Raw genomic sequence first — 26,949 nt, forward strand, 5'->3', positions numbered from 1 at the left:
AAGGCAGAGCAATTGCCAATGCGGGACATCCCGCTTCTAAGTCTCCTGCAACATTATTGGAGGCCGCGACGGCCCTGCTCGTGACGATCAGGGGTGGTCGCCGCACACCAGCGGGATCATTGCCCCACAAGCGCATCCAGATTCCGGCCGGGCGTTCCGCTGTCAATATCAAAGTCGGCCGGCGGGCGCTAAAGTGTCGATCCTCACCTTGCCGCCAGGTGAGTTCGACCGATATGTTCCTGCTACAATGGTAAGCGGCCTATACTGTCGCATCCTCAACAGTCAGCGGGAGACAGGACGACCCTATGTTCGAGCTCCCTCCGTATGGACTCCTCTGAATATAACAAGGGCTTGTATTCGCCCCGTTGCCAATCGTGATTGAGGTCACGATAATGACTTGAGATCGGAACACCCGACTGACCTGGATTGTTAATAAAGAGACTGTCATCCCATGACCCAACGTCCATGATTATCCGCACTGACGGTCCTTCTGAAACAGAGAATTGGCCGCTTCGGTAACTCGAAAAATTGAGCGTTGAGCTACTTCCGCCGAGGGCTATGGCGCCCAACGACCATTGTTCAGACGTCAGTGCCTGCAGAGGGTGGCGCAAATCAAGCTTATGTATACTGCCCCATGCCCATGAGGCAGAATCGTCGCCAAATCGACATATGCATTCACTCCAGGCAGAAGTTAGGGATTCCATTATGGAATGCTTCAACTTTTCACTAGGCTCTGCCTGTTCGAGCCAAGAGGCTATGGCCGAAGGCTGTAAAGGCACGAGCAGTGCCAACACTTCATCGTCAGCGCTTTCTAAGCGAGCTACTGTCGGGCCAAGGTGTTTGCTAAGCCAAATCTCAAAGAACGCGGCGGCTGGCGAACTCGCATCCAAATGCCGGTCCCAGTTAGAAAATAAGTGCAACGCAGGCATGTTTGCAACCGAACCGAGAAGAGTGTCTAGTTTCGCAAGAATACGAACTGCTATCGGCGAATACACCGAACATTGCAGCGACATGCAGTCCCGCAACGAGATCTTCTCTGATCGTGAGAGAGTTGTATGAAGGGTATCATGTCTGCTGCTGTCAGACCACTCGTAGCCAAAAGCAGGATGCGATCTACTCCATTCCTCCGGAACATTCATTGCGTTGGCAGTGGCGACAAAACCTTTGGCGGGGTTCATCTCGAACGGCCCATCGTCCGGTGACAAATACCCTTCCCATTCGAACCGACCGTCTCCTGGAACCGGAAGCAGGCCGTCCCAATTTCTTCGGACCGGAGCCGCACCTGACGGTTTCCACGCAATTACATTCGACGTGTCCGCATAGATGTGATTAACTGAAGGACAACCCCAGTTTGCTAGACTGGAGGTGTATTCTGAAAATGTCTTAGAGCGCATTACGGCCAAGCTGGCCATGTAAGGTGCCATGCCGGGATCCATCCATACGGTTCTCAGTGCGAAGGCGCGGTCTTTTTCAGCATTTTGGTTTAAAATGGGTCCATGGCGTGTGAACTGAAGCTTTACCTCCTGGTCGGTGTGGGCGCGAACTGGAATTTTCTCGTGTATAGTCTTCACCTGCTCCCAGGCCCCTTTATATAAGTATTTATTTCCCTCACTCTTGGTTTCGTAAACATAAATATCTTCTTGGTCAGCGCCGAAAATAGTCAGACCAAAGGCGGCTGTCCCGTTGTGACCCATGGAGATTCCTGGGATCATAGGCTCTCCAGCGCCAATTACATCGAGCCCGGGCATACTCAGGTGTACAAGATACCTGATGGACGGAAGGACGTGCTTGCGATGCGGGTCTAGAGCAAGGATTGGTCGCTCCGTTGTGGTTTTTGTTGCGGATATGGCCCAGTTGTTTGAGCCCTCTTGGAACACCGTCTGCATGATCTCATCACTCGGTGTTACGCGGGTCCAACGGTCAGCTTCCTGAAGACTTGCTGCAAGTCTTTCCCTCGAGAATGAGACGGGACAGATTGCCAAGCGAAAATCCTGCAGTACTCGATCTGTCATAAAGGCGAGGTCAAGGCCCTCCGCTGGTCGTGGCGCTATCGGAGGTGACAATTCTTGTCTCAACCTGTCGAGGCGGGTACCTCGTTCCACACCTGCCAATGCCATCACCCTGCAGCGCAGAAGCTCCGAAATCGCATTTCGGGTTAGTGAGTGCGTTCGCACGCGAACGACGTCTTCGGGTTTCCAATAGTCGGGAGTGTGACCGAGGAGGCCAAACTCGGGTGGCAAGGCAATCAAACCGTCATGGCAACTGTCTACGTAGGAATTGATCCCCTCGGCAAACGCTGAGCATATCTCTTCGGAATCCGGGCCGTACGCCTGCCATTCTGCACTCATGGCTCCGCGAAATAAAAAGAGACGCGCCGCCCGATCCTGCTCCAAATATCCGGGGCCAAAGTCTCGTGACAGGAGACCGAGACCTCGTTTGCGCGCAATATCAATTTGCCAGAGGCGGTCTCGAGCTGCATTCCAACCCTGCGCGAAAAATAGGTCGTGCAAGTTCTGAGCCTTGATATGAGGAACCCCCCATTTATCAATGTCGATCGTGACCTCACTCTTAAGCTTGTCGGAGCTGTGGCGGTCGAAGGTTATGTTCTTTAACATGTGTTGATCCGTTTGGTTCACCCAAAGATGGTCGGGAATCTGCCAGAGGACGACGTCTGCAGATTGTGGTCGGTTGCGGGCAGAGGGTTGAGGCCGCACTCTTGCAACCTGATCATGTGTGGCGAGCCAATCCTCAGCGCGCCTGGACGCGAACTGGCACGGTGGGCTGCGCACAAGCTCAGCGGGATCCTACTCTCGCGCTTCCGGGAACGAGGCGCTTGCCGAGAACGCTCTGATGTATGTCAGCCAATACGTACGAATACAATATCCGCACATGTTGTCTCGCTGGCCTGAGGCAACGCATTCGATACACAGTAACTCGGTCGAACGGCCTCGTTGAAGGATGGCTCCCTCAATGCGACAAGATCTGGCTGAGAAACAATTTCGTTCTTTCGTGCTGCGGGTTTCTGAAGAAGTCGTGCGGTGTACCCTCTTCGACGATCTCACCTCGATCCATGAAGATTACTCGATCGGCCACGGCGCGCGCAAAGCCCATCTCGTGGGTGACGCATACCATGGTCATGCCGTCGCGTGCGAGTCCGGTCACAGTCTCGAGCACTTCAGCGACCATCTCTGGATCGAGCGAGGAGGTCGGCTCATCGAAGAGCATGACTGCAGGCTCCATACAGAGGGACCGGGCAATTGCGACGCGCTGCTGCTGTCCCCCGGAGAGCTGAGCCGGATATTTGTTCGCCTGTTCGGGAATGCGCACGCGCTCTAGGAATTTAAGCGCGATCTTTCTAGCCTCACCCTCTGGAACGCCCTTTATCCACATCGGCGCCGCCATACAGTTCATCAGCACGGTCATGTGCGGGAAAAGATTAAAGTGCTGAAAAACCATGCCGACGCTTTTGCGAACTTCAGCTACGTTGCGCATTTTGTTATGTAACCTAATCCCAGTGACGGTAATCTCGCCATCCTGGTGCGCTTCGAGCCGATTGACGCAACGGATCAGCGTCGACTTTCCCGAGCCTGAGGGCCCACAGATGACGATACGTTCGCCCTTGCGGACGGTTAGGTTGATGTCAGTTAGTGCTCTGAAGGCACCATACCATTTGGATACATTCTTAGCTTCGATGACTTCGTCGCTCAATATTGCATCTCTCTTGTTCATTGGCGCATCTGTAAGTGCCTTGAAAATGGCCGAACCAACTTAGACGTCTTTTTTAGCTTGACCAATGAATTCACGATCATCGCTTCTTACTTCTGGCAAAATGGTCCTCGATCCGGGATTGGACCAGTTCCAGGCAGGCGGATAAAATCCAATAAATCATTGCCGCTGTTACTAGCATCTCCATAGTATGGAAGGTTGGCTGGCCGAGTGAGTGAGCTAGATACGTCAGCTCCCAAACGCCAAGAACCGAAACGAGAGAGCTGTCTTTGAGCATTGAGATGAACGTGTTTCCCATCGGGGGAATGATAACCGGAAGCGCTTGCGGCAGAATGATTCTGCGCATTGTGAGCGCAAAGCCGAAACCTAATGACCGGGATGCCTCCCACTGGCCGCGATCGATGCTGGCTATGCCCGAACGGAAGATCTCCGTCATGTAGGCACCACTGCATAGCGAAAGCGCCAACACGCCTGCAGGCACGGCATTAATAACGTAACCTACCTGGGGCAAGCCCATGTAGATCAGATAAACCTGCATGAGAAGCGGCAGACCCCGGAAGCATGAAGTGTAGAAGCTGACTATCGCGTAAGCCATGCCGTTGCTTGACAGTTTCGCAATCGCGCCGATTATTGCGATAGCCGACGCAAATAGCAGTGACATCGCTGATACGTAAACTGTAGTAACTACCCCCTGCGTAATTAGAAATGGCAGGTTTGCCCAAATAAATGGCATGCTTAAGTCAAATGCCGCGAAGAGCGAAAGGAACAGTAGCACCAACTCAAACCATACGATCCCGATTTGGATTTTGAGCGGGACAAAACCAATCAGCACGAGGTTGAGGCAGAACATTGCGGCAATTACAAAAGCGATCGCAATGCGACTGTAAAACTTCACTTGTGCGTGATCGCCAATCACGGGCCGTAGGAGTTCGCCCATCGTGGTGCCCGCTACGTTGAAGATAAGAAAAACCGCGAGCACAATTGCAAATATGCAGCCGATAAACCATGGCTTGTGGACGAGCACCTCAGATTCAACTGTATCGTGGTAAAGCATAAGCATTTTCTTCCTAAGAAGAGGCGCCCCCGGGAAGGGGACGCCCACGATTGTGTCATGTTATTTATCGACGCTGAAATCCCCCCCGAACCACTTGACCGAGAGTTTAGCAAGAGTGCCGTCATCCTTCATCTTCTTGACCGCGGCAGCGACCTTGTCGATAAACTCCTTATCGCCACGCTCGATTGTGACAGCGCCCGGGGCGTAGAATAAGGGATCGCCAATAACCTTCAATGGATAGCCAGATTTGATTGCCGCAGCCGCCGTCGTTCCTTCAGTAATGACGCCATCGAGACGAACACCATCGCCGAGGCGCAGGTCGTCAAGCGTAAGAGAGTTAGCACTTGGATAAGCCTTCACTTGGCCCGCTGTAAATTGATATTGTATTGGCTTAGCGCCGATCCATGCCGGTGTGAGCTTGTGATTGGCATACAAATCGCCAAGAGTTCCCGCTCGGACGCCGACGATCTTGCCCTCCAGGTCGGAAGGCTTCGTCGCTTTGCTATCCTTGTGAACGACAGCGACTTCGCCTTCGTAGAAGTACATGGCCGGGAAGGCGAATTTTTTGGCGCGATCGTTGGTCGGCGTCATTTGACCCATGGCCATGTCCCAACGCCCCCCCCACTGGCCTGCCTGAATGATATCCCAGCCCGGGGTCACGAATTTGATCTTCACGCCCAAGTAGTCCGCAATGCCCTTCGCGACCTCTACATCATCACCGTCGAGTTCATGTTGGTCGTTCAAGTGAGACAAGGCTCCCCAGTCGGACCCGACCGCTACCGTCAATGTCTGTGCCGCGAGCACACGATCAAGGACTTCGCCGGCGCAAGCCTTGGCTGACAAAGACATCGACGCAACCGCCATGGAGACTGCAACTACGACCGTCGTTACATGATTGTTCATCTATAGTTCCCTTTTTTCTCGTTCTTATTTTCTTGAAAGCTACCTTCGTCGCCACCGAGAGGAGTGTCTTAGCGGTGCGCCATTGCTCCCTGCTGATTGGACCCATCCCGGTCCGTCATTTAACGAACGACACCTTATCGCTCTGCATTGTTGGCATTCAGCGAAATCGAGTTCGATGATGCAGGTTTCCTGCGAACTACCCTTGGCTTTCGCCGGATCGCTCTGGCGATTTCACAAAGCACGGATACCCTGGCCTCAGAGAGGTCGGCGAACTCGCCAACTCGCTGGACTCCGAAGGCTGCAGATTGCATCGCCACAAGACGTCTTGTTTGGAAGGATCTAAACTGGACTGGCGCGTTGAATTACACCTTGCAGGGCTGACTCTGGTCACGTGGGAACTGCGGTCCAAGCCCCTCTCTCTCCCTAATCTCGACCTCCCTAATCTCGACCTCCCTAATCTCGACGACCTCTTCGCCGGCCGTGTGCGCACCCGCTACTCAACCGTCGGGGCGCTCGAGGAAGAATGCTTCTCTGCCGACATCGTGGTCGGGGCCGTGCTGATCGCCGGTGCTGCCGCGCCAAAGCTCGTCACCCGCGAAATGATGTCCGGCATGAAGAAGGGCTCGGAGCTGGTCGACGTCGCTATTGACCAGGGCGGTTGCTTCGAGACGTCGCATGCGACGACTCAAGCCGAGCCCACCTACGAAGGCGACGGCGTTATCCACTATCGCGTCGCCAACATGCAGAGTCGCCCATGCCATTTCGCGATTTCTTGCCTTGCGAGTTCGCACGTATCCCTCTGGGTCAACATCGTTGATAGACCAGAGAATTTTTGACTCATCGTAGCTCGGACAGCGGAGACGCGTTACAATTGTCAACCCGTTCGGACCCGGTTTAATCGAGATGTACTCGGCATACTGCGCATGATGGCTCATGCCTCTTGTAGCTGGAAGCGTTCGGCAAGTTAGGTCCTACTTGCCACGCGAGAGCGGGGCCGCAAGTATGCGCCGGCCGCAATACAACGCTGATTTGCTGCGTTGTCGAGGACATTTCGCATAGAATGCGCGCCTGCCGCTGCTATGATCATAACATGTTGTGATTTAGTCCAGTCCGAACTCCCGAGGTTGGGTCGCAACTCTCGATAGCCAGCTGGCGCCGGGGGCGCCTAGGCATGAAATTGGATCCCATGTATGACAGAATTCAAACAACGGCAAACCGTCGGTAACGCGTCGGAGAGCGTACTCGAATTCGACGGACAGCAATACCTGGACGGCCGTGCATCGGATCCTCGCGAATTTGGCTGGATGCGCGGTGCGCCGCCGCCGCCAGACAAGCGTGTAACATTCGAGAATGAAACTGTTTGGACCTTTCCTCAGCTTCGCTGGTCGCTATCGCATATGCGTGAGCTGCGGCCCACAGTCCAAGTGTGGCGAGGGCGGGGCGGACCGTCGCAGCTTGAGTGCAGCAACAGGTCTACCGAAATCGATGGGCTCACGTTCGTCGACATGGACGACCGCACCAACCGGTTCGAGGAGGCGCTATTCGACACCTACACCGACGGCATTTTGGTCCTGCATCGGGGGCGGATCATATACGAACGATACTTCGGCGCACTCGCGCCGCACGTACAACATTCGTGTCAGTCAATCACCAAATCGTATGCGGGCACCCTAGCCGCGGCGTTGGTGCATGAGGGCATTCTCGACGACAGGAAGACAATATCGCAGTTTGTGCCGGAATTACGAGGTACAGGGTGGGAAGATGCAACGCTCCGCCAAGTCATGGACATGCAAACTAACGTTGCTTTTACTGAAGATTACACAAGTGTAGACAAGTCATATAGATGCGAATACCTGCGTACCATACGAAAGGAAGGGGCGCACGGCAAATTTGTCTACAAAGGCGTCGATACCAATGTTATGGCTTGGGTTATGTCGCGCGCAACGGGCCGGTCGTTCGCACAACTGTTGGAGGAGCGCTTATGGTTGCCACTGGGCTGCGAAGAAGACGCCTATGTCGAGATCGACCCGACAAACGGTATGCCGAGGGCGCATAGCGGACTCAATGTGACGTTGCGCGACTTGGCGCGTTTCGGCGAGCTGATGCGATGTGAAGGCTCGTGTAATGGCAAGCAACTGGTTCCCGCGAGTGTTGTCTACGACCTTCAAGATCTCGACCACCCCGCCAAGCCGGACCTCCCATTCGGCTATACATACCGAAGCCAATGGTGGGTATCACACGACGAGCTTGATGCTATTGAAGGTCGGGGCCTTTACGGCCAGAACCTGTACATAGCGCCAAAGGCGGAGATGGTGATTGCGCGCTTCGGGTCGCACCCCGCTTGCGACCACATTGATCGGATTAGAAGGCCGCAGATGCAGGCATTGGGGAGGATGCTCCGCGCGTAACTTGATGCACTAGACGGTCACCGCGCTTGTTTAGGAATTTCCTGCAAATTCGCGGTTGAAGAACTGGGGCGCCTACGCCGAATTCCTGCGTTCGGCTAGGGGGCAATTGGCGCAAAAGGCCTGTAGACGCTGCTACGCTTATGAAGTAAATACCAGAAGCCTCGCTTCCCATATGCATAATGCAGACCGATCTGGCTCGCTTTTGCTGAGGAAACAATGATCACCGAACATTGCATATTGATTGGGGCCGTCGCGACTTTGTATTGCGAGAATGGAACCGGTGGACCTATTGTATTCTTGCATGGTGCCGCTTTCGGGCTTATCCGTCAGCTTGACCTGAAACAAAACCCAACCCAAACATCAACGAGACCCAGGATCAGACCGAAAAATGGCCGCCTTCAAATCGGAATGCTGGCCGGAATGAAATCGGAATGACTGGCCGGCTTCAAATCGGAATCGGTGGCCGGCTTCATCGGAATACGCAGGCAATGGTATCGGCATCAGTGGCAGCGCTCTTGCGCTGCTTCTGGACGGTGAGATCGGCGGTTACCTGGGAAAGCCGGGCGACCAGCGCCTTGAGCCGCTGCTGGGCCGCGCTCGGCGGCAGCGTCGGCTGCAGCCGTTTGACCTCGCTATAGCGGGCGATGACGGCGGCGTCGATCCTGTCGGTCTTCTCCAGGAAGCCCATCGCCTCGGCGAATCAGCGTACGCTCCTCGCATTGGCCATGCCGCAGGCTACTCCCAACTCCCACGACAGCAGGAAGGGAAGCCGTTCGTAGCCGCCACTGGCCTCCATGACGACGAGCTCGACACCATTGACCTAACACCAGGCAGCAAGCTCGGCTATGCCTGCCGCATCGTTGCGAAAGCGGCCCGCCGCTCCGCTCGGCACGACATGGGTATCGAGCCAGTCTTTCGAAACATCCACTCCACAGATAGTCTTGTTCACGGTAACCTGCCTTGTGCGTGCGATTGGAGCCAAGCGACTATTCGGTCGTACGTGACGAAGGCGAAGATCCCAGGCTCACCCACGGTTGTGGCCGGAGGGGTGTCGGGGGACTTCGCCTTGCTTCGAACCGGATGGCCATCCGGTTCGAGGCTCAGTCGCTTCCATCGCACAAAGTCCTCTGCGTGCAGATACAAGGGGTTAACCTCGAAGAGTCAGTGTCGGAGAAAATAACGTGCTGATTCATCGGACTTTAGGGCCGAGCTTGTTGGTCGCTCGATAAAAAGCATGATTTTAGGCGGAAGCTGTCCTGCATGCAATTTCAGCACTTGTTTACCCAATTCCTTGTCTGCTTCCGTGAGACGATGGTTCAGGCGAAGGTAGTCGGTCCAGGTCGGCGTGCGGAATGTCTCTATCCATTGCATAGGCTCCTGAAGGTTGCGCTGGAGAGTCCAATGACGAGCGCCGACGCGACTGTGCACATGCCGGCGCGCCCGCATGAGTTCCAGGAATGCTTCGCGATTTTCCTCGGGCACTAGGTACTCGACTTTGACCACGATGGGACCGCTTCTTGGCTTGAGATTGAGGGCGACTGCCGGTGCGTCGAAGTCCTCCAAAGCATCTGGATCGGATTCGCGGCGCTCGCGAAGGGGAAACAGGAGGCCCGTGGCGGCGACCAGCAGAAGGGCTCCAGCGGAGCCCTCCAGTGCCAAGGTCAGTGAATGGTTCTGGGCCACCGTGCCCCACACCCAACTGCCCGCTGCGATGCCGCCATCGATCAATGCATAGTAAATCGAGATGGTGCGCCCCACGACCCAGCGCGGGCTTGCCAGTTGCACGGTCACGCCGACCCCGGACCAGGCGGTGACCCAGCCCGCGCCACCCATGGCGAGTGCAATTGCCGCCACTGCAATCGAAGAAGTCAGCGCAAGCGAAAGGGAGCATGCCGCGCAGGCGACGCATGCGAGCGTCATCAGCCGCTCTTGTGACAAGCTCCGTCTGAACACGCTGTTCGAGATGCCGGCGAAGACGGCGCCTGTCCCGAATCCGGCCATGAGCGTGCCATAGGCGAGCGGTCCGCCTCCCAGCTGGTCGCGGACAACCAGCGGCAGCAGCGCGAGAATGGCGATGCTCGCCAGACCAAAGAGGGTTCCGCGAGTGATCGCCGTCTTAATCTCCGACGACATCGCCGTGAAGCGTAGCCCGTCATAGATCGCCGTCCTCATCGACTCACGTGGGAGAGGTGATGAGCGAACCATCCACTTGCAGCGCCATATGGTTACCAAAGGGACCAGATAGGTAAGACTGGTTACGGCGAAAGCCGTCATCAGCCCAAAAGAGGCAACTACTATGCCACCGAGCGCCGGGCCTACGGTCCGAACAGTGTTGAAGCCAACGGAGAGGAGCGTGACGGCGGCGGGAACGTCGCGTCGGTTCACCATATCGCCAACCGAGGCCTGCCAGGCTGGATCGTGGAGAGCGCCGCCGCATGCGATCAAGAAGCTGAAGCCGAGGATCATCCACGGATCGACAAAGCCCAGCACCACAAAAGCCGTCAGCATCGCAGATGCCAATACCATAAGGCACCGGCCGGCGAACATGACCCGGCGCCGGCTGAAATTATCAGCCAAGGCCCCGGCGAAGACGGATAAGATGAACGCTGGCAGGTTTGAAGAAGCCTGAACCAGCGCGACCATCAGATCGGAAGTCGAAATCGTAGCCATCAGCCAGCTGATGGCAACAGTCTGCATCAACCAGCCGAGCGAGCTGACCTGCGTGGCGAACCAGATTGAACGAAAGCTCGGATTTCTGAGGGGCGCAAATGCTCCTGGCGAATTTGGATCGGCGACTTGGTCCGCAAGACTGCTCATCAATCTAACTCTTGCCTATGAGCCAGTTTTACATTGCTCCGACAGCCAGCAGCCGCCCAACCCGTTGAAGGTCCGAATCGGCCAATGTGCGCAAATAGTTACAACGCCCGGCAGGAGATTGAACTCGCTGCCGGGCCGATGCGCCTTGGGAGGAGGCGTAGTTGGAACCTTTGTGAAGACTTGGAACCAGCCGCATCAGGCCAGCCTACACTTACAATATGAGGATCAGACCACTCCAGGATTTTAGTGCATTGAATGGGTACTCTTCCAGCAATCCTCGCCAACAAATGCAGGAGATCGGCGTCGAGCTCCTAAATCTGCATAATATCGGTGATTCGCGGGCGAGCAGTGCAGTGGGCACATTCTCCAAGCTAAACGCTGAACGGGCTTTTTGCTTCTCAAATCGCCATAACAGGGAGAGATGGGCAAATACTACTTCAATATGCTCCCAAGGACGCTGAGTTGACTGCAGCCTCAGCAGAGCTCTCCGCGTGCCTTTTTGCGGCTCCCCGCGGTGCTCGCGCCCGCCGCGCCTGCAAAGGCTTTCCTCAACAGTCGTTCAGTTCGAGCAGCCTTTGCCAACTCTGACTCAAAAGCTGCCCGACTGGATTGACGGCCTCAGCTTCTTCGGCGGGTCACTGAGGCGATCCGTCTGCTACAACCTGGTGTGGCCAAGGCGCTGTGGTTCGCGCCGACGCTGAACGCGACCGTTGCGACAATGACCGAGCAGTACGACACTGCCATATTGATCGCTGGGAAGCGCGCGAAGGGTAAATTCAACTTGCCCACCACCGCGATCAAATGTGCGCCGGGTAATGGCGCCGCTAACAGGATCGACCACCGGAACCGGTTACCGGCAGAGTCGGTCTGCATCCGGGAATTGCAGGGCCATCCTGTGTATAGGCTTAAATTGCGCTATTCTTCTCTACTGTGACAGGCGGGAGCCGCCGTCGACGGGGATCACTGCGCCCGAGACGTAGAACGCGTCGTCCGAAGCAGGAAGGCGATCACCGCCGCCTGCTCCTCCGGCGAGGAGACGCGCTCGAGCGGATTGGCGCGACCATCAGGCGTTGGTAGCTGCGTACGTGCAGCGCTCGAGTCATGTCGGTGGGGACCACGCCGGGCGCCACCGCATTCACGGTTATACCCTACAGGCCCTGCTCGCCGGCCTGCTGGAGCGTGAGATACGCGATCCCGGCCTTGGCCACCGAATAGCCTACCGTTCCGGGATAGCCCGTAAGCCCGAGGATCGAGCTGACATTAATGATCCGCCCGCCCGGCTGGCGCATCCGCGGCCGCAACTCGCGGGTCAGGCTGATGACTGCACGCAAGTTGATATCGATCAGCGGGAACAAAAGGCATCGTCAGTATCGGCGAGCGACTTCGAACCGCCAATGCCGGCATTGTTCACGAGGACGTCGAGCGTCTCGATCCTTGCGGCATCCAAGGCGGCCAGAACCCGCCCTGCGGCGTCGGGCATGGCCAGATCGCAGACGAGCGCCGTCTGGCCAAGGCCCGCAGCTGTGTCGTGCACTTTATCCAGAACATCCACTAGCAACACCCACGCCTCTTCCGAGCCAAGCCACGCCGCTGTTGCGGCACCGATCCCGCGCGCCGCGCCGGTGACGACGACAGTGTTTCTGACCGGAGCTTAGGCAAGGCTGCCTCCGTCGACCGTAAGCGCGGCGCCGATGGTGAAGCCCGCCGCATCGTCCAGCAGATAGCCGACAGCTGTCGCCACCTCGGACGGCAACCCCATTCGGCCCATCGGATGCGCAGCGATGATCTTCGTCCGGCGCTCGACCTGTGCCGCTTCTCCCCGGGCGAAGGCGACGCCGGCCTCGGCCAACGGCTGGCGATGGTTCCGGGGCAGACACAGTTTGCGCGGATATTTCTGCCGCGTGGTTCAGCGCCAGCGTGCGAGTCATCATCACAACCGCCGCCTTGGTCACCGAATAGATCGGCACGTCCTTCGAGGCCTGCAGACCAGCAGTCGAGCTGAAGAGCACCACCGATCCGCGGCCAAGCTCGCGCATCTGCGGGATGCAGCTTGCAGATTCGCCAAATGGCCCCGACGTTGAAGCTGAACATGGCTTCGTACCCTTCACGTCTATCAGCCGCTTCATCGCACCGTAATGCCAGCGGCCGCGACCAAGCCCTCAACCGGCCGGCCAAAGCTCTCGCGGGCGAGGTCGACCAGCCCTTCCAGCATCGCCGGATCGGTCACGTCGCAGACAACTCAACGGGCACCAGGACAGGCGGCCAGAGTTTGGTCCAGAGCCTCTTGCGACAGGTCAGCCAACACCAAATCCGCTCCACCCGCCGCCAGCAGTTTGGCACTGGCCGGGCCAAGCGCGCCACCCGCCGGTAATCAGCACCGTTTTTCCGGCAAAGGTCGTGTCAATCAAGATTGTAGTCCTCCTCCAAGATAAGAACTCCCACTGTACCCGCTCTGAAAGCGAATACCGGACAGCGGATGATCCGCGTCATTCCAAATCCATTGGTGACCGCCGCAACGGTCGAGGCGCAGGACGGCTTGCGCCGCCCCAAGAACACCGCACTCTACCGGCGTTCCTGTCTGAGAGTTTTCAGAGACATGAGGACGCACGCTCGGCGACCTGATGATGTGTGGCGAACCAAACGTCACCCTTTGCTTTGGCGCGTCGAATTAATTCTTCTACGATCCAGATCCGTGAGCGATATCCAATGACGTGTGGATGCAGAGTCAGCTGAAATAAATCGGCATCTTGATAGGCCCCTTCGAACTCCCGAATAAATACAGAAAGCACGTCGTCGACTGATAAATCTGGCCGTGAAGACCCATCGGGACTCATCCAAAGATAAGTGGCATCGTCTCGAATCCATTCGACCGGTATTTCAATCACTCCCGTGGGTTCCTCGTCTTCCAGCAGCTCATAGCAACTATCATCGGCCATAAGGGATGAGTCGTATGTCAATCCGGTTTCACGTATGATCCGTAGAGTTGCGTCGGAAAAATCCCAGGAAGGCGTTCGAATTCCCGTCGGGCGTTTGGAAGTGATTTTTTCAAGAGTGTCGGCACTCCTCATCATTAAAGAGCGCTCGCTCTCTGCGCTCAGTTCCGAGTTTAGCTCGTGTATCCAGCCGTGCATGCCAATTTCATGGCCTTCATCGACAACTGCGCGTTGCTCGTCTGGATACAACTGAGCGATCACAGCGGGAACGAAAAAACTCGCCGGAACGTCGTACTTTCTCAAGAGTTCCAAAGCCCGAGGCATCCCTCGTCGGCTCCCGTACTGACCCCAGGATAATCTGCTTAGCGATCGCCCTCCCCTGCGCAATTCGTTCGACTCATGATCGACGTCGAACGAGATGGCGAAGGCACAGCGTTTACCGCCGGGCCACATTGGTCTTAGTGCCTTGCCCGCTCTGACTTTGTTGATGCGCCGCCGCCAATGGCTTTCAGGCCATTCCCAGGGATTGAGTGCGGTCGAATTGGCCACCAGTTCCTCCTGAGCAGTGTCTGCATTGAATTCCGCCGAAAACTCAATGAGCGGAACGCGGCACCAGCTCAGCTGGCAGCCCCGCAAGCCGATCAGGCCGTCGCTTGAGTTTGCGCCTTGATTACGACAAGATGGCCCAACTCATTCAGATTTTCTCACTCTCGCGAACAAGCTCATCCATAACCGAGCGCACGGCGCTTTCTGCGATTGCAACAATCTCCTCCGCCTCAGCTTTGGTTGTAACCAGCGGCGGAGCAAAGCCCAAAATGTCCCCGTGCGGCATGGCCCGAGCGATAAGACCACGGTCACGGGCGGCCTTCGAGATTCGCGCACCTACCTTGAGCGCCGGATCGAAACGCTTCCGATTGTCGCGATCGGCAACGAACTCGATTGCGCCCATAAGACCGACGCCCCGCACTTCGCCGACGATCGGCAACTGCGCGAACCTCTCCTGCAACTGCGCCTGGAAAAACGCGCCGACGTCACGCGCATTGCCGGGGAGGTCTTCTTTCTCGACAATATCGAGGACCGCGTTGGCCGCGGCGGCGCCGATCGGATGACCAGAGTAGGTGTAGCCGTGCGAGAATGCCCCGACCTTGTCGGCTCCATCCTCCAGGACTTTATACACCTTCTCACCGACGATTGCCGCTGAAAGCGGGAAGTAGGCCGACGTCAAACCTTTAGCGATCGTGATGAGGTCTGGCTCGATGCCATAGTGCTGTGAGCCGAACATGGAACCGGTGCGGCCGAACCCTGTGATCACTTCATCGGCAATCAGCAGCACATCATGTTTTTTGAGGACCGTCTGTACCGCTTCCCAATAGCCTTCCGGCGGAGGCGTGATACCACCTGTGCCGAGGACGGGCTCGCCAATGAAGGCGCCGACGTTGTCCGGGCCGAGCCGCTCGATCAACTGATCAAGCTCGGCGGCGCGGCGAGCGGAGAATTCGCGCTCGGTTTCGCCCGGGGTTGCGCCCCAGTAATGATGTGGAACACCCGTGTGAACAATCTGCGGAAGTGGCAGGTCCATGTGGTCGTGATAAAAGCTCATGCCCGTCATCGAGCCCGACACGACGCTGCAGCCGTGATAGCCGCGTTCACGGGAGATGATCTTCTTTTTGGTCGGCTTGCCACGCAGGTTGTTGTAGTACCAAACAAGCTTGGCCTGGGTCTCGTTCGCATCCGAGCCGGACATGCCATAGAACACCTTGCTCATCTTGCCCGGCGCCATCTTCACAAGGCGATCGGAGAGGATCGCAAGCTCGTCGGTCGTGTGCGCCGCATAGGAGTGGTAATACGCCAAGCGATAGGCCTGACGCGAGATCGCATCGGCGACTTCCGTGCGGCCATACCCGACATTGACGCAGTATAGGCCGGCAAAGCCATCGATAAATTGGTTGCCATGCGCGTCCTGGATGCGGATCCCCTTCCCTGTCACCACGATCGTTGGGTCGCCGAGCTTGCCAGTGGCGAAATCTTTAAGCTGAGTGAAAGGATGCAAGACCGAGTTGCGGTCCTTTTCGGTGATCTCTTTGATGTTGATGGTCATTGAATGCTTCCTTTCAGGCCGCGATGTTGCCGATGCAGAGGTATTTGGGTTCGAGATATTCGATAAGACCGTGCCTTGAGCCCTCGCGACCAAGGCCGGATTGTTTCCAGCCGCCGAACGGAATGCCCGGCCCCGTAAATTTTGGAGTATTCACGGCAACCATGCCATATTCGAGCCGGTCGGAGAGCCGCATGGCTCGGTTGAGATCTTGGGTATAGACGTAGGCCGCAAGTCCCATCTCGGAATTGTTGGCTCGCGCGACCACCTCCCGTTCGTCGTCGAAGGGCAGGATTGCAGCGACAGGTCCAAACGTTTCGTCCTTCGCAATCACCATGTCATCGGTCACATTAGCAAGCACGGCCGGCGTGACGAAGTTCCCGCCAAGCGAATTGTGCTGTGCGCCTGCTACCATTCGAGCCCCGGCTGCTAGAGCCTCAGAAACCTGGTGCCTGCATTTGTCAGCACCAGACGTCTTTGTCATCGGACCGATGTCGACACCTGGCTCCAATCCGTGCCCGACCTTTAGTTTACTGGTGGCCTCGGCAAATTTTTCCGTAAAATGCTCGTAAATCTCTCGCTGCACATAAATCCGGTTTGCCGCGAGACAGTCCTGACCGGATGTCGCGAACTTGGCTGCCATGCAACCGGCGACCGCAGCGTTGATCGGCGCATCGCCGAAAAGGATGAAAGGAGCATTGCCGCCAAGTTCGAGCGAGACTTTCTTCACTGTCTTCGCGGATTGCTCGAGAAGGATTCTGCCGACCTCGGTGGAGCCCGTAAAAGAGAACGCACGCACGTGGGTATGCAACAACAGCCGTTTGGCAAGTGGCGGAGCTTCGCCCGTGATCACCTGAAACACGCCGGGCGGAATGCCAGCATCCCCGGCAAGGCGGGCAAGCGCGAGGGCCGACAGTGGCGTTTCGGGTGCCGGCTTTACAATCATTGTGCAGCCAGCGGCCAGTGCAGCTCCAGCCTTTCTGGTGATCATTGCCGCTGGGAAGTTCCATGGCGTAATGGCGACAGTCACCCCGATCGGCTGCAAATGCACGGCCAGCCTGCTTGCGGGGAGATGGCTGGGAATCGTTTCGCCGTAAGCCCGCTCCCCTTCCCCTGCAAACCAATCTAAAAAGCCGGCAGCGTATGAAACTTCGCCGCGGGCTTCAGCAATCGGTTTTCCTTGCTCGGCCGTTATGATGACAGCCAGGTCTTCGGCGCTCTCCCGCATGCCTGCCGCCCATTTCCGCAGATATGCACCACGCTGTAACGGAAGCATGTCGCGCCACTTGAGGAACGCTGCTCTTGCGCAATGGACCGCGTCGTCAACGTCGGCGTCTGCGCAAGCCGCAACTTGAGCGATCTCGTCACCGCTGGCAGGATCAAACACGGCAAGAGTATCTGATTTGGAGAGCCAGGCGCCGTTCAGATACGCATCACCACGCAAAAGGTCTGGCCGTTTGAGCCTGCGTAATGCCGTGATTGACGTACCCCTCATCTAAGACTCCAATGGTATGCTGATGCCTTTAGGTTATTGCTGCCACAGCGCCGATCGGCAGCGCAGTTGATGCCCCTTTAGCTGCATTCCTGCAAACAGCAGCCAATTCGCGTAGAATTGGACACGGCTCACAACTTCACTTGCCAGGAGGCTTAGCGACCGCGAGCGAAGGTCGCGCTGGTCGCCGGCGGCGCGGAAAGTAGTTGGTTCCAGCGCCGATCTCCCGATCCCGAGTTCCCGATCTGGCCTCGTGGCATTAAGTTCTCGACCGACACCGATCAGGCGCACTGACGCAGGCGCAACCGCCTCGAATCTTAGACGGAACTCGCCGCAAGGCTACTTTCGTCCGGCACTGTGCAGGGTGACCGCGACCGCTTCAGACACGATGGCATCGCGGACGACTTCATTCGGAAGGAGGTCTTGGGGTCCCGAAATTGAGGTCCCCGCGATAACCCAGACATTCACTTGGTGAAGTGGTGAAGTCGCACGAAACAGCAGAAAAGGATGAAGCGAGCCCCGGGCAAAAGGCGAGCTTCGCTGCCGAGCCATCTATCGGGAACAACGTGTGCTGATGTCGCGACGTGTTGCACGGACGGGGCGGACCATACTCGCGTTCCCACCGGCGCGCAGGGTTGGCAAGAGCCCGCTTCAGGCGCGCGTAAACTCGTCCTCAATGCTCCTCAAAAGCTAAGTCCTCTTGCGTCATCCGCGCATTTGTAGAATGGGGCAACGTTCACGCCGCGCTCGCGTCACAGGTGGCTCATTTCGGCCTACGGATCTTAATCTCCGCTGATGCAGAGAACTCATGTGCTAGGCGAGATTCTCCTGTCCCAGAGGTTGGGCATGCCGCACCTCTCAGACAGCGCCGTCCTTAAGCTAGATCCGTTCATCCGCTCGCCGCAGAAACAAATTTCAACCGGCTTCGAACGGACCCAGTGAGATCGCAAAACGATTTGGGTCACATCCAAATCACCTAGTCCACGACGATCAAGCGGCGATCAACATCTGCCAATCGCTCACCGCCCCTTTCGGTTACAATAAATGATTCAGAGATGGCGGCGCCGAACCCTTCGAGCCTAACCCCCGACTGAAAATGGAAGCACATTCCTGGTTGTAGGATGGTCTTGTCGCCCGCGCGAATACTAACCGTGCGTTCGCCCCATTCCGGCGGGAAGTTGAGTCCGATTGAATAGCCGGAGCGGCCTATCTTGATATACCCGTTCCGCTTGAGGATATCTTGCCACACCGCATTAAGCTCCTCAACGACGGTACCAGGCTTTGCCATCTCGAGCACAGCATCCCCGCCTTCCACTATAACCTCAGCAAGACGCGAGACCTCTGCGGGTGGCTTTCCGATGTGGACGGTGCGGCACAGCGGCGCACAGTAGCGGCGTCGGGTGGCGCCGAACTCCATGAGAACCAGGCCAGAGGTCGGCAAGGGCTCCTCGGTCCAACTGAGGTGCGGAGCGTTCGTTTGTTCGCTAGTCTGGATAAGAGGAGGACCGCTAGAGTCGCCATATTTACCGTCCACCCCTCGTGTCTGGGCCCGGTACACCTCCGCGACGACCTCATGTTGCGGCACTCCAGGCCTTAGGTTAGCGATTGCCGTCTGCATCGTATGCGTTGCAAGGTGGCCCGCTTCTCTCATGTAGACTAGTTCAAGGTCAGATTTTATAAGCCGTGCCCAATTGACTAATTCGCGGCTATCAGAGAATTTTGCATTCGGAAGGCCTTTGACGAGATGTTGATGTGCTCGGGCAGTATAGAAGTGGGCGTTAAGCTCGACACCGATTCGATCAGATCCCCAGCCGCGCGAATTGATAAGCTCGCAAAGATCGTCAAATGGATGTAATTCTGGATGTTGAAGTCTATGATCGGAAAATGAGCTTATATTTTCTCTAGGCAGATCCGTCGTTATATAAGCGGAATTTACATCGACGAAACGTCCGAACCAGAGGGGCATGTCCGACTGGAGATGCACTAAGACCACCTGAGGCACGTAGAACGAATAGCCGTCAAAGCCGGTAAGCCAATACATATTCGCGGGATCCTGGCAGATCAGCAAGTCCAGCCCCGCTCGCTCCATCCGCTGCTTCACGTCATGAACACGACGCCGAAACTCCTCGGGCGGAAATGGCTTCTCATATTTCATCTCGTCGAGTCCTTCAAAACAGGCATTCCTCGAACGGATCAGGCATTCGTCCTGTCCGCATACTTTCTCTTCGTATCACGTCACAAGAGGCTGTTTTCCCCGAGGATTTCTTCTTGTCGCGGAAAATCTGCATTTCCTAGGCACTTGCCGTACGTTATCCGCATATGAGCGCCAAATTTTCGGTGGCTCTGCGTCTCCGGTGGAAGATCATGCCCTCCCTATGGTGAAGACGCACTCTGCCTGTCGCAACAGAATTTCAAGCACGGGCGGCAAGATCTACGTGGGAAGCGCCGACGAGACCAGCGAAGATCGGGACGTTGCGGCCGCCACGCTCATGCAGCATCCGGGGCGTCCGCGGCCCAATGGACGGGGTTTGAGCACCCCCATCAGGCCGGCCACTCCTAATATGTGAGCATGATTCTCTGGTACAAATCAGCAGCCTTGGTCAGTTGATCGATTTCAACGAACTCGTTGTTCGTATGGGCTTGGGCAGTACGCCCGGGTCCGATAATCACACACGGGATCCCAGCCAATGACAGCTGATTTGCATCCGAGCCGCCGGTGGCTCCCTTCTGCTCTCCGGTCCCCGCGACGTGGGCACAAGCCGCTCCTGCGACTGCTGCAATTTTGCTCGACCCGGAACTGATTGGAGGCGGGTCTTCCAATGCGGGAAGCAATGACCGAACATTGATCTTGTCTTCGCCCTGGCGAAGGCCTTCCAGTATGCTTTCTACCTCCGCCAACGCGTCCTGCGGCCGCTCCCCGGGTATGAGACGCCGATCGACCCAGATACGGCATACCGGCGGTACAGTGGTAAGTTCCAAACCTCCTTCGATGAGGCTCACGGTCAGCTGTGATGACCCTACCAATGGGTGCTGCGCCCGAGACACAAGGGATCGATGGTGCTCATCAAGTGCCAATACCACCTTGGCCATGCCCGTGATCGCGTTCACTCCGAGATGAGGCTTCGACGTATGAGCCGGTACACCCTGAACCTCGATTTGCCAGCGGACAGAACCCATGTGAGCTACAACGAGCTCTAATTCGGTGGGTTCACCGACTACCGCACCCTCATAAGCGACACCGGAATCGGCTATAGCGCGGGCGCCAAGTTTGCGGTACTCTTCGTCAATGCTGGCTGCCACAACAACCGTGGCCCGGGGCTGCCGTTCACCAAGTGAGCTAAGCGCAATCAACATAGCTGCAAGTGAGCCTTTTGTGTCGCAGCTACCTCGCCCATATATTCGCCCGTCCCGTTGCTCACCCGAGAATGGATCTGATTCCCACCTATCGATAGGAACGGTATCCATATGAGCAATGAATAGAATACGCCTATCGGGTTCTTTCCCAGGTACCCAGGTCAGGAAATTCGAGCGACCATCGGCCACCTCCTGTATCCCGTAAGCCAGCTTCCGCTCCTTGCAAAAACCCTCGAGGAACTTGGCTACACCTTGCTCTCCACTACCTTTTGGCGACAGCGATGGATTGATGCTCTCGATCTTTATAAGATCTTGGAGAAGTCCGATAGTCTCGGCGCTCTGGGTCGACATGTACTCTCCTGTGTGCATGAACTAGCCGTGTCGCTCTTACTTCGACCAGCTCTTGGCCAGATTGATTACGCGATCGACTTCATCGGCGGTGTTGTAAAGATGCAGGGAAAACCGGAGCATGCCTCTGCGTATTGAGACGATTACCCCGTTCTTCGTGAAATGCTCGTGAAGCGACCGAATGCGGGCGTCGACTGGGCGCCCTTCAACAAGATCGCTGGAATCGCCAACGGCTACGATACTTCCAGTGTGAGCGCCTGGTGGCCCGCCGCAGACCGGAAGCCCGATATCTAAGAGACCAGTGGCCATACGTTTTGCGAGTGAGGTAACGCTCTGGTCGATCGCCTCGGTTCCGATATCAAGTAGCTGGCCCATTGATGCATATGCAGCCAACATGCCAGGGAAGTTGTAATGCCCGATATCAAAGCGGGGCGCGCCAGAGCGCAACTTTACAAAACTAGGTACCGGAGCTGATTCTGGCGCGTTTCCGAAATCTACGCTGAAGCGCGCAAGATAGGCCGGGCTCAGCCGATCGGCCCATTCTTTACGGCAATATAAAAAACCCGATCCATAAAGACCCATCAAACCCTTCACAGTGGACACTGCTACACCGTCTACGCCAAGTCGATTGACGTCGGTGTGGAGTATCCCAACAGATTGCGTCGCGTCCGCCAAAAGAAATGCACCGTAGTGCCTACAGGCTTCGGATATCTGCTCCATGACGGTCCGAAACCCCGGAACCATCGTCACCGTCGCCAAGGCAACAACGCGGGTATGAGAATCAATCGCCTTTACGAATGCATCAGGGGGAATTGAGCCGTTATCCGGCTCTACGACTCGCAACTCGACATTGTAGCGGTCTCTGATCTGAATCCATGGCAAGATATTATTTGCGTGTTCCAATTTTGGGCATAGAACGACGTTGTCTCCATCTCTCCAATCGATCGCATTAGCGATGATGTTGATGCCTTCCGATGCATTCTTGGTAATTGCAATTTCATCGTGATCTGAATTGATAAATTGTGCGAACCTAGCGCGAGTACGCTCGACGTGTTCGAGCATTCTTTCTTCGTCGTTTAGGCCATGCAGCCGATTGTTCAAATGAGGCTCGATTGAAGCCAATGTTGTGCTTGATATGAGGCCCTGGTTCGCGACATCCATGTAGATGGCGTTTGCTGTGGCTGGAAACTCCTTTCGGAGGATGTCCAAGGGAAGCATATGGCTTTCTCTCCTGGGAGTGCGGACGGCGGTTGAGCTACCTTGTTCAGGCGATCGTTCCGGCAAGGGTAAGAATGCCGCCAGACTGGTCTGCGCTGACCTGCCCATTTTACACGGTGCTCGTGCCGACTTTGGTCTAACATTCGGTCTCCCACGCCGCATTCCTGCGCCAAACCGCGATTCACGCAGAGATCGCGAGCCATTCTCGCGGATCACTGAAGCGTCTCGACGGAATGCAGCTGCAACAACTGCCTCACGAGAGATCAATTTGGGTAATTCTCAGACCGCGGATAGGGCTTCTTACCAGTGCTTGGAGCGACGTTAGCCTGACTGAGCCGACGACCTTCTCCTCCAGCCCCACACCCATGCGGATCATAGTTCACTCGCGGCCGACGCGCGAGGGCCGTAAGGCATCCGAAAGCCGGGGCCGGTTCATAGCCTGACTCTCATGGTCTCCGATTTATGCTGCAACGCCGACACCCTTGGTGATGTCGCTCCCTAACACGCTTGCCTCGAACTGATGCGAGCGTGCTGCAACTCATGTTTTCTGCGCCTGAGCAACGAGATCGGTAGGATCTTTTCGACCGGGGATCGCCCCCACCCGATCGAATCTGCCGTTCTTGCGCTGGCCCGCAACTGCTCACCAGCAACGCCCATCGATTCAGCGGCACCCCTCAGATAGTTATACTATGCCGGTATTGTGCGCAGATGGCGAAAGAAACGCCGATTTTCTGCGACTTGGACCGACTTTAGCGCCGAGAGGGCGTTTGGCACTTGCTACATTTTGGACGTACGGACTGGCGGCCTTGGCATTGGCCGATATCATCATGAGCAGAGATTGTGAATGGATCTGGATCGAATTGACCGGAAGATTCTCAACGTCGTGCAGCGCAACAATCGCCTTACGACAGAGGAATTGGGCGAACTTGCCGGACTATCGGCTACCGCTTGTCAGCGGAGATTAAAGCGACTTCGAGACGCTGGCGTCATCGAAGCGGACGTTGCCATAGTTTCACCGGAAGCCGTCGGTCGGCCCCTGCTCCTGCTGGTATCCATCACTCTCGAGCGCGATCGCGCCGATATCATCGATCGTTTCAAGCAGGCAATTCGGCGGACGCCTGAGATCATGAACGCTTACTACGTTACGGGTGAAGCGGATTTTATTATTACGGTCTCTGCTCAGGACATGGCCGAGTACGAGGCGTTTACCCGTCGTTTTTTTTACGAACATCTTGAAGTAAAGGGGTTCAAGACAATCGTTGTAATGGATCGGATCAAGGCGTCGTTTGCTCTGCCAATTGCTGAAGAGTAGCCTTCAAAAGAGCCCGCCCAGGCAACCACCACGCGCCTTCCGCGGGTCGCAGTTGTCCCGCACTTCTGAATGTCGGCTGTCCTATTTTGAATGGTCCCGCATATATACCAGGGCACCTCCTCTCAGCCTGCAGGTGTTATGCGCCAATGACCAAAAAACGATGATATTCTGCGGGACCAAGGCGCCCTTCGCGCAACCAAGCTCTTTGGCACTTGCTACATTCTGGGCGGAGCGGAATTCAGGATTGTCGGTCCCCGGCTAATTGGAGCGGCTTCAGTCGGCGGAATAGCTGGGGTGCCTACGTCGCACAGAGGATGCTGTGCTCCCGGCAGCGCGGAAACGGGTCTCCCGGCTCTCGCAAGGACAAAGCGTGAAATTCGCCTGCAACCGGCAAGAAAGGAAAGTCCCCGTGGCAATTCTCAATAGCGTCGCAGAGTTTCTCCCCGAGATAGTGGCTTGGCGCCGGGACATCCATGCACATCCCGAACTGGGCTTCGACATCCCCCGTACTTCGGCATTTGTCGCCGAGCGCCTGCGCGAATTCGGCTGCGACGCCGTCGCGACCGGCATCGGCAAAACCGGCGTCGTTGGCGTCATCAAGGGCAACGGCGTCGTGAGCGACGGTAACCCAAAGGTTATCGGATTGCGCGCTGACATGGATGCGCTGCCGATCAACGAAGCGACCGATCTGCCCTATGCGTCCAAGAACAAGGGCTTGATGCATGCGTGTGGGCATGACGGCCACACCGCGATGCTGTTGGGTGCCGCGCGCTATCTTGCCGATACTCGGAATTTCGCTGGAACGGCGGTCATGATCTTCCAACCTGCCGAGGAGATCGGTACCGGCGCCGTTGCCATGCTAGATGACGGTTTGATGGAGCGGTTCGGCATCGAGCACATCTACGGAATGCACAATCGTCCGGGCTTGCCGGTAGGTGTCTTCGGAATCCGGCAAGGTCCAGTGATGGCGGCAACTGATAGCATAGAAATTAGCATTGAAGGGCGAGGGGGGCACCCTGGAAGGCCTCATGAATGCATCGATCCGATTCTGGTCGGCGCTCAGCTTGTGACGGCCCTGCAGCATATCCTGGCTCAGAACATTGACCCTGTCGACTCGGCAGGAATTTCGTTCCACCAGTTCCAGTCCGGGCAGAGACTAGTCCCCGTCGTTCCGCAAACAGCGGAGTTGGTGGGCACCATGCGGACGCTAAAGCCGGAGGTGCGCAAGTTCGTGAAGGAGCGGGTGGGCGAAGTGGTCGCCGGCATCGCCCAGATAACCGGCGCGAAGATAGATATTAAATTTCAGAGCTTCGACGCAATTCTCTTCAATGAGGTCCAGCAGACCGACCTTGCGAGAAGCGCGGCCAAGGGCGTGGCCGGTGAAAACAATGTGCTCGAGACGCCACCGGTAATGGGGGGGGAAGATTTCTCCTTCCTGGCGCAGGCGCGGCCGGGTGCTTTCGTCTGGTGCGGGAACGGTGACAGCGCCGGCCTGCATCACCCTGCCTACAATTTCAACGACGAGGCGATTCCTTATGGAACATCGTACTGGATCAAGCTCGTAGAGAACACGTTGGGATCCCGTCCGACGTCTTGATGATCGGTCTGACAAGGGCCGCAGAACGAATGAATAACTGCCGTCTTATGCCAGGCTTGAATGTAGCGGACCTCGTAAAATGAAAACTCGTTCATCCGTGCCAACATCTCTTGAGGGTCTGTCGGCGTGCGAATGCCTGGAACTCTACCGAAGGCGGCAGCTCTCGCCTGTTGAAGTCGTCGATGACTGTCTCAGCCGCATCGACGCCAACAACCCGGCGCTGAACGCATTTTGCCTCGTCGACCACGAAGGGGCCAGGTCTGCTGCCCGGGCCTCGGAGGGTCGATGGATGAAGGGGGAACCAGCCGGAGTACTAGATGGCATTCCGGCCACCATCAAAGACCTCACCTTGACACGAGGCTGGCCGACAAGACGTGGCTCATTGTCCGGCAGCACCGAGGGACCCTGGACTGAAGACGCCCCTGTTCCAGCCCGTATCCGTGAGACCGGTGGCGTTATCCTGGGCAAGACAACCACTCCAGAATTTGGCTGGAAAGGGGTAACAGACAGCCCGGTCTACGGGATCACCCGCAATCCCTGGAATCCTGACCTGACACCAGGCGGGTCGTCGGGAGGGGCGGCAGTTGCGGCTGCGCTCAACCTTGGCTTTCTTCATCAGGGTAGCGACGGCGGGGGATCAATCCGGATACCGGCGAGCTTCACGGGGACCTTCGGCTTCAAGCCAACCTTCGGCATCGTTCCGCAATGGCCAGCTAGCGCCATGACAACGCTGTCTCATTTGGGGCCGGTGACCCGCACCGTTGCGGATGCGATCCTGATGATGAATGTGATTGCACGAAAGGACGCTCGCGATGGCTATGCGGGTCCGGCGTACCTAGGTCTCGACCCCGATCCAGCAAAGACCACCATCAGGGGCCTGCGGATCGGCTACAGTCGGAACCTCGGCTATGTCAAGGTGGCGCGAGATATCCAAAACGTTACCGATAATGCGATCGACCAGCTTCGAGCTCTTGGGGCCGAGGTGGCCGAAGTCAATCCGGGATTTGCGGATCCGGTGGAGGTGTTTTCTACATTCTGGTTCGCTGGCGCCGCCCGTATTGTGTCACGAATGAACAAACAGCAAAGACAATTACTAGATCCTGGCTTTCTGGAAGGTGCCGAACGCGGGCTGAAGATCACCCTTACCGAATTTCAGGAAGCTGAGGCGATGCGGTTCGAGCTCTCCGCTCTGATGGCGAAGTTCCACGAAAATTACGATCTCTTGGTCACACCGACGATGCCTATCGCGCCGTTCCCCGTCGGGCGAAATGTGCCGGATGATAGTTACAAGGGGTGGGTGGACTGGACGCCCTTCACCTACCCTTTCAACTTGACCCAGCAACCAGCAGCATCGATTCCATCGGGCCTGGATGATCAAGGGCTGCCCGTCGGGCTACAACTGGTCGGCGCGCGCTATTCCGACACCTCCGTCCTAGCCGCGGCATATACGATCGAAAGTCGCCTGGGGCTTCCTTCTTTCGCGAGGAGCAGATTCCACGCTGCCACCCCTTAAAACTTGAGACTGCCGCGCTCAAGCACCTGACGGCCTCCAAGCGGTCAAGCCACGGACGCGAATGTCATTCGATAAAGGGGCGCGGCGTCATAGATGGGCAGTCCTGTCCTACGACGGATTGCTGACGTCACCATCGGGGACAATGTACATTCAAATAGGAGTGCGTCAATCTTGGGATG

Annotated in this window: 17 protein-coding genes and 4 pseudogenes; 6 read left to right on the forward strand and 15 right to left on the reverse strand. The window is 56.7% G+C overall.

Features of this window, described 5'->3' with window-relative positions; translation table 11 throughout:
- Positions 1–275 precede the first annotated feature (275 nt).
- From FJV80_RS18605 to FJV80_RS18620, 4 genes are all read right to left on the reverse strand, one after another.
- Positions 276–2,615 (reverse strand): penicillin acylase family protein, encoded by a 2,340-nt coding sequence (locus tag FJV80_RS18605; protein WP_063170375.1) that lies wholly within the window; start codon positions 2,613–2,615, stop codon positions 276–278.
- A gap of 352 nt (positions 2,616–2,967) precedes the next feature.
- Positions 2,968–3,711, reverse strand: coding sequence for an amino acid ABC transporter ATP-binding protein (locus tag FJV80_RS18610; RefSeq protein ID WP_135921822.1), 744 nt, complete (start codon positions 3,709–3,711; stop codon positions 2,968–2,970).
- A gap of 94 nt (positions 3,712–3,805) precedes the next feature.
- Complete coding sequence (locus FJV80_RS18615) at positions 3,806–4,780, reverse strand: amino acid ABC transporter permease (RefSeq protein WP_063170377.1); 975 nt, start codon at positions 4,778–4,780, stop codon at positions 3,806–3,808.
- 60 nt (positions 4,781–4,840) lie between these two features.
- Positions 4,841–5,683 (reverse strand): transporter substrate-binding domain-containing protein, encoded by an 843-nt coding sequence (locus tag FJV80_RS18620; RefSeq protein WP_063169318.1) that lies wholly within the window; start codon positions 5,681–5,683, stop codon positions 4,841–4,843.
- 458 nt (positions 5,684–6,141) lie between these two features.
- On the opposite strand from FJV80_RS18620, the pseudogene FJV80_RS18625 reads away from it, so the two are divergent.
- Together FJV80_RS18625 and FJV80_RS18630 are read left to right on the forward strand one after the other, a co-directional pair.
- Positions 6,142–6,519 (forward strand): annotated as a pseudogene (locus tag FJV80_RS18625) (alanine dehydrogenase); the annotation flags it as partial.
- Between the two features lie 354 nt (positions 6,520–6,873).
- The gene (locus FJV80_RS18630) at positions 6,874–8,091 is read left to right on the forward strand and encodes a serine hydrolase (protein WP_063169320.1); all 1,218 of its coding nucleotides are present in this window, start codon (positions 6,874–6,876) and stop codon (positions 8,089–8,091) included.
- Positions 8,092–8,596: 505 nt separating this feature from the next.
- On the opposite strand, the pseudogene FJV80_RS18635 reads toward FJV80_RS18630, so the two are convergent.
- Both FJV80_RS18635 and FJV80_RS18640 read right to left on the reverse strand, forming a co-directional pair.
- Positions 8,597–8,983: pseudogene (locus FJV80_RS18635) on the reverse strand (transposase); the annotation flags it as partial.
- Between the two features lie 269 nt (positions 8,984–9,252).
- A complete protein-coding gene (locus FJV80_RS18640) occupies positions 9,253–10,908 on the reverse strand; it encodes an MFS transporter (RefSeq protein WP_063169321.1) in 1,656 nt (551 codons plus the stop codon).
- A 581-nt stretch (positions 10,909–11,489) separates the two neighbouring features.
- Here FJV80_RS18640 and FJV80_RS35115 point away from each other — a divergent pair.
- Positions 11,490–11,656 (forward strand): annotated as a pseudogene (locus FJV80_RS35115) (IS21 family transposase); the annotation flags it as partial.
- Between the two features lie 400 nt (positions 11,657–12,056).
- Here FJV80_RS35115 and FJV80_RS35605 read toward each other — a convergent pair.
- The 9 genes and pseudogenes from FJV80_RS35605 to FJV80_RS18680 form a co-directional block, all read right to left on the reverse strand.
- The gene (locus FJV80_RS35605; RefSeq protein ID WP_199489648.1) at positions 12,057–12,263 is read right to left on the reverse strand and encodes an SDR family oxidoreductase; all 207 of its coding nucleotides are present in this window, start codon (positions 12,261–12,263) and stop codon (positions 12,057–12,059) included.
- A pseudogene (locus FJV80_RS35610) lies at positions 12,251–12,532 on the reverse strand (SDR family NAD(P)-dependent oxidoreductase); the annotation flags it as partial. The pseudogene FJV80_RS35610 and the gene FJV80_RS35605, both read right to left, overlap by 13 nt.
- Positions 12,533–12,559: 27 nt before the next feature.
- Complete coding sequence (locus FJV80_RS35615; protein WP_063169323.1) at positions 12,560–12,757, reverse strand: SDR family oxidoreductase; 198 nt, start codon at positions 12,755–12,757, stop codon at positions 12,560–12,562.
- 739 nt (positions 12,758–13,496) lie between these two features.
- Entirely contained in the window at positions 13,497–14,390 is an 894-nt protein-coding gene (locus FJV80_RS18655) for a polysaccharide deacetylase (protein ID WP_224570030.1), read from the reverse strand.
- Positions 14,391–14,535: 145 nt separating this feature from the next.
- Positions 14,536–15,939, reverse strand: coding sequence for an aspartate aminotransferase family protein (locus FJV80_RS18660; RefSeq protein WP_063169325.1), 1,404 nt, complete (start codon positions 15,937–15,939; stop codon positions 14,536–14,538).
- Positions 15,940–15,952: 13 nt separating this feature from the next.
- Entirely contained in the window at positions 15,953–17,431 is a 1,479-nt protein-coding gene (locus FJV80_RS18665) for an NAD-dependent succinate-semialdehyde dehydrogenase (RefSeq protein WP_063169326.1), read from the reverse strand.
- 973 nt (positions 17,432–18,404) lie between these two features.
- Positions 18,405–19,583 carry a Xaa-Pro peptidase family protein gene (locus FJV80_RS18670; protein ID WP_063169327.1) on the reverse strand — a complete coding sequence of 393 codons (1,179 nt, stop codon included), beginning with the start codon at positions 19,581–19,583 and terminating at the stop codon, positions 18,405–18,407.
- A 401-nt stretch (positions 19,584–19,984) separates the two neighbouring features.
- Complete coding sequence (locus FJV80_RS18675) at positions 19,985–21,133, reverse strand: M20 family metallopeptidase (RefSeq protein ID WP_063169328.1); 1,149 nt, start codon at positions 21,131–21,133, stop codon at positions 19,985–19,987.
- Positions 21,134–21,169: 36 nt separating this feature from the next.
- Positions 21,170–22,348, reverse strand: a complete 1,179-nt coding sequence (locus tag FJV80_RS18680) for an aminotransferase class V-fold PLP-dependent enzyme (RefSeq protein WP_063169329.1) — start codon at positions 22,346–22,348, stop codon at positions 21,170–21,172.
- An 844-nt stretch (positions 22,349–23,192) separates the two neighbouring features.
- On the opposite strand from FJV80_RS18680, the gene FJV80_RS18685 reads away from it, so the two are divergent.
- The 3 genes from FJV80_RS18685 (at position 23,193) to FJV80_RS18695 (ending at position 26,770) form a co-directional block, all read left to right on the forward strand.
- On the forward strand, positions 23,193–23,660 hold the full coding sequence (locus FJV80_RS18685) for an Lrp/AsnC family transcriptional regulator (protein WP_063169330.1): 468 nt from the start codon (positions 23,193–23,195) through the stop codon (positions 23,658–23,660).
- A gap of 409 nt (positions 23,661–24,069) precedes the next feature.
- On the forward strand, positions 24,070–25,257 hold the full coding sequence (locus FJV80_RS18690) for a M20 aminoacylase family protein (protein WP_063169331.1): 1,188 nt from the start codon (positions 24,070–24,072) through the stop codon (positions 25,255–25,257).
- A 79-nt stretch (positions 25,258–25,336) separates the two neighbouring features.
- Entirely contained in the window at positions 25,337–26,770 is a 1,434-nt protein-coding gene (locus FJV80_RS18695) for an amidase (RefSeq protein WP_063169332.1), read from the forward strand.
- Positions 26,771–26,949: the final 179 nt, after the last annotated feature.

Source organism: Mesorhizobium sp. WSM4310 (assembly GCF_007003935.1).
GTDB lineage: Bacteria > Pseudomonadota > Alphaproteobacteria > Rhizobiales > Rhizobiaceae > Mesorhizobium.